Source organism: Anaerophilus nitritigenes (assembly GCF_004138215.1).
In the GTDB taxonomy this organism is placed as follows: Bacteria; Bacillota; Clostridia; order Peptostreptococcales; family Thermotaleaceae; genus Anaerophilus; species Anaerophilus nitritogenes.
Genome location: NZ_RYYS01000091.1, coordinates 1 through 3,971, shown reverse-complemented (window position 1 = coordinate 3,971; position 3,971 = coordinate 1). Strand labels below are relative to the sequence as shown.

Here is a 3,971-nt window from a genome sequence, read left to right as displayed (position 1 = left end):
TTATTTTTTTGCAAAAAATTAAATGTTGGAGTTATTCACCCCAACATTTATTATAGAACCTTTAAAAGTAAAATTCCATATATTTCTTTTTTTTGGGCATTTTATCAGTTTGTCTTAATATAGATTTTGACAAACTGATAAAATGCATTGTAAGTATTGATAGAACTAGCTTTTGATCAATTGTTGAAAAAAATTTAAAAATTTTTTTATTTGAGTTTGTCAAAAATAGTCGTATAATACTATTATAACAAATTGCTCAAAAGGAGAGAATTTATGAATAATGTAGAACCTATTAGAGACAAATCCAAAATTCAAGATGTAAAAATTTACCTTAGAGGAAAGGACATAAGATCTTATGCAATGTTTATTGTTGGAATCAATGTAGCTTTAAGAATAACTGATCTTTTGAGCTTGAAATGGAAAGATGTATTTAAGGAAAATAAAAAGACATTCAAAGATGTTGAAATATATGAGGGCAAAACTAATAAATATAGAAAAATAAAATTAAATAAATCAGCTAGAAAAGCTTTAAAAGAATTATCAGAAAGCATGGAGTATATCCATATGGAGAATTTTATATTTAAAAGCAGAGAAGGGGAAAATAAACCTATCACAAGACAACAAGCTCTTAATATATTAAAAGATGCTTCAAATTCAGTTGGAGTGAGAGAGAATATAGGTACTCATTCCTTACGAAAGACTTGGGGGTATCATGCATGGAAAACAGGCTTTAATCCAGCTATTATAATGGAAACTTTAAATCATAGTAATTTAGCAATCACTAAAAGATATTTGGGGATTCAGCAAGATGATGTAAATGAGCTTTATGACCAGTTAAATATTGAGTAAGTATAAAAATGGTTAATTGAGTTTGTAGTGGGTCCTAGCTACCTACCCTATGATTATTTTTATGAACGTATTTTTAGCAAAAGATAAAAGAATTGAAGAAATGTTTGTAGAAATCATATGAAATAATTATATATAGTACCTAATAAGTAAGAGCATACCAAGAGATAATAAAAGTGATTGTAAAAATTTAAGGCGGTGACAATCCTATGAATGAATTTTTGAAAAGAATAGAAGAAAAAAAGAATCTACTAGATAATAATAGACCATTTCCTGAATATACAGTAAAGAGCATTAGAGAAAATTTACTATTAGAATGGACATACAATTCAAATGCTATAGAAGGGAATACCCTTACCCTAATGGAGACAAAAGTTGTCCTAGAAGGAATTACAGTAGGGGGAAAAACTTTAAGAGAACATTTAGAAGTTATAAACCACAAGGAAGCTATTTTGTATGTTGAAGAAATTGTACAAAACAAAGAAGCTTTAACGGAATGGCAGATTAAAAATATACATAGATTGGTTTTAAAAAGAATATCTGATAAATATGCTGGTACATATAGAAATCAAGATGTCATTATAAGTGGTGCAGTACATATCCCTCCAAATTTTTTAACTGTTCCCAAAAAGATGAATAAGCTAATCAATTGGTATGAAACAGATGCTCAAAAACTTCATCCAATAGAAAGGGCAGCCTATTTACATGGGGTTTTTGTAGGGATTCATCCTTTTGTAGATGGAAACGGTAGAACGGCTAGACTTTTATTGAATTTGGAACTGATGAAAAATGGATATCCTCCAACAATCATTCGAAATGAAAAAAGGATTGATTATTATACTTCACTAGATAAAGCACATACAACCAATGAGTATACTGATTTTGTACAATTGGTTGCACAAGAAGTAGAACGTAGCTTGGATATTTATTTAAAGCTTATACAAAGAAACAACTCTTAAAAAAGAGTTGTTTCTTTGTATAAAGATCATAATATGTATTATATTACTCATTTGGTTTACTGTCTTTTACATTAGAAATGAGGAAATCAAAGGGATTGGTACCTTAATTCTTTGATTTTAAATTCTTGACTTCTTAAATTCTTTGGAAGCTTTTATTTAAAAATTAATATATTTGAGGAATAGTTAAAATGTAGATAGCTATAGAAATGATTACCATATAATATTAAAATTAGTATACTATCCCTAGTGTCCAGCTTAGTTAATAACCATATCCTAGATAAATGAACGGATTAAATTATTTTTATTATTTAAAATATTTGCTCGAAGAACTACCTAATACAAGACTGACAAAAGATTGAGGTATACTCAATTATCCCTTACTATTATTTATAAGCGTATCCAATAATCCAGATAATACGTATATTGCTGTAATCAATGACATTCCCCTACATACAACAATTCCTTGTATAGCTAAGTCATACCCTGAAGTAGCAAATATTTCAGGATTTTTAAAAAAGTATAGTAACAAAAGAACAATAATTATCTTAATAATAATATATCCTATTATTCCTGATTTATTTTTCATAATTATCATATTTCCCTTTCTTCAAACAAAGTCTAAAATTTCAAAAATCACAATAATCTAGGATTAGAATAGATAATAATATCTACTCTAATCCTTTTCTAATTATCAATAATTTATAAGTTTATATTCACCGTACAGTGGAACTTTCACAATATATTTATTAGATCTTATAACTTTTCCAGTTACAATATCATAATATTCATTTGTTCCTTTTTCCACTGTATAATAAACCCTATATCCCATATAAACTCTTTTGTTTTTCCCAACATTTAATGTATATCCTATCGTACTACTAATAGATGAATTAGTAGAAATTCCCAAGCCTGAAATACTTCCTGTTACGCTCGTACCAAATGTAGCTGTTTTTGTAGATGATATAGATCCACCTTCAGAACCAGTTACCACGTTGTCTGATACTCTTTTAAATGGAGACCACTCATTATATGTGGATACATTAACTTTTCTATTACGAAAATCATTGACGAATCGTAATTCAACATCTGTTTCTGCTGACTCACATAACAATTCATCATCAGAAACTATTTTTACATCTCTTTCATTTACATACATAGAATCTTCAGCAAACGCTGTTGTTGATATTCCCAAAGAAAGTATTAATGTTAATAGTAATATTAAAAATTTTTTCATAATTCATCCCCCTATTTTGGAAGTTATATTTACTTTGTTTTGCCATTAACTACTTGTCTACAAATAATCACCATTTTTATACCTTTGAGGATTCATATAATTCATATTTAGACCTCTCTTTAATATATTTAATTAAGTCTTCAAACTTAACTATCCACAATTCTTTTTATTTTCTTTACAAATAGTGCATTTGTAGGTTTCTTCACCATCTAAATCAAAAATTTGATATATACATACTCCTAAAACAGTTGCTATATCATTTGCCAGTTTAAGGATTGGTATGTTTTTTTCTGTTTCTATTTTATTTATACTAATTCTTGATACTCCTACTTTTTTACCTAATCTATGTTGAGATAAGCCTAATGGTTTTCTGTATTCCTCAATCCTGTTTTTCAATATTTTTATGCTCCTCTCTTTGGTTAATTAGAGTTTATCATAACCATTTACAAATGTCACACAATTTTCAGTTAATTTTAATTTACCATTATAGTCAATATTACCAATGAAATTAAAATACACATCTACCTGTTGTTTTCTATCTTTTCCTGGCTTACTTCCTATTGCTTCGTGTACTATTACTTTTTCAATATACTCATTTAACATTGGAGTAGTTAAGGTTTCAAAATCGGTAATTTTTTTATCATCTTTAAGAACTTTCCACTATCTGTTTTATTCTTGTGGTAGTTGTAAATTTCTTCTTAAAGAAAATCTAAAGAAAATCAAAGAAAAATCAAAGGGACAGGTACCTTGATTCTTTAATTTTAAATTCTTGACTTCCTAAATTTCTAAATTCTTAAATTCCAAAGAAGTATGCATCCATTCCTAAAACTCCATAGACAATATGATCAACATAATGGTCATAAAGCCATTCTACGTCTTTGAGGACTCCTTCTTTTCTAAAAGATAATCGCTCTGGTATAGCTCTACTTTTA

The 3,971-nt window shown here is 27.8% G+C and carries 6 protein-coding genes; 2 read left to right on the top strand and 4 right to left on the bottom strand.

All coding sequences use genetic code 11. The annotated features are described in order from the left end of the window. Nucleotides 1-273 precede the first annotated feature (273 nt). Nucleotides 274-849, top strand: a complete 576-nt coding sequence (locus EK368_RS12955) for a site-specific integrase (RefSeq protein ID WP_129600365.1) — start codon at nt 274-276, stop codon at nt 847-849. 206 nt (nt 850-1,055) lie between these two features. Then, nucleotides 1,056-1,805: a Fic family protein gene (locus EK368_RS12950; protein WP_129600364.1), complete on the top strand. Its 750-nt coding sequence runs from the start codon at nt 1,056-1,058 to the stop codon at nt 1,803-1,805. Between the two features lie 370 nt (nt 1,806-2,175). Here EK368_RS12950 and EK368_RS12945 read toward each other — a convergent pair whose 3' ends face one another. The 4 genes from EK368_RS12945 to EK368_RS12930 all read right to left on the bottom strand — a co-directional run bounded on the left by EK368_RS12945 (nt 2,176) and on the right by EK368_RS12930 (nt 3,672). Next, nucleotides 2,176-2,391: a hypothetical protein gene (locus EK368_RS12945; protein WP_129600362.1), complete on the bottom strand. Its 216-nt coding sequence runs from the start codon at nt 2,389-2,391 to the stop codon at nt 2,176-2,178. A 105-nt stretch (nt 2,392-2,496) separates the two neighbouring features. Then, nucleotides 2,497-3,039, bottom strand: coding sequence for a hypothetical protein (locus EK368_RS12940; RefSeq protein ID WP_129600361.1), 543 nt, complete (start codon nt 3,037-3,039; stop codon nt 2,497-2,499). Nucleotides 3,040-3,189: 150 nt separating this feature from the next. Next, on the bottom strand, nt 3,190-3,435 hold the full coding sequence (locus tag EK368_RS12935; protein ID WP_129600359.1) for a helix-turn-helix transcriptional regulator: 246 nt from the start codon (nt 3,433-3,435) through the stop codon (nt 3,190-3,192). 27 nt (nt 3,436-3,462) lie between these two features. Further along, a complete protein-coding gene (locus tag EK368_RS12930) occupies nt 3,463-3,672 on the bottom strand; it encodes a DUF4368 domain-containing protein (RefSeq protein ID WP_479722771.1) in 210 nt (69 codons plus the stop codon). Nucleotides 3,673-3,971: the final 299 nt, after the last annotated feature.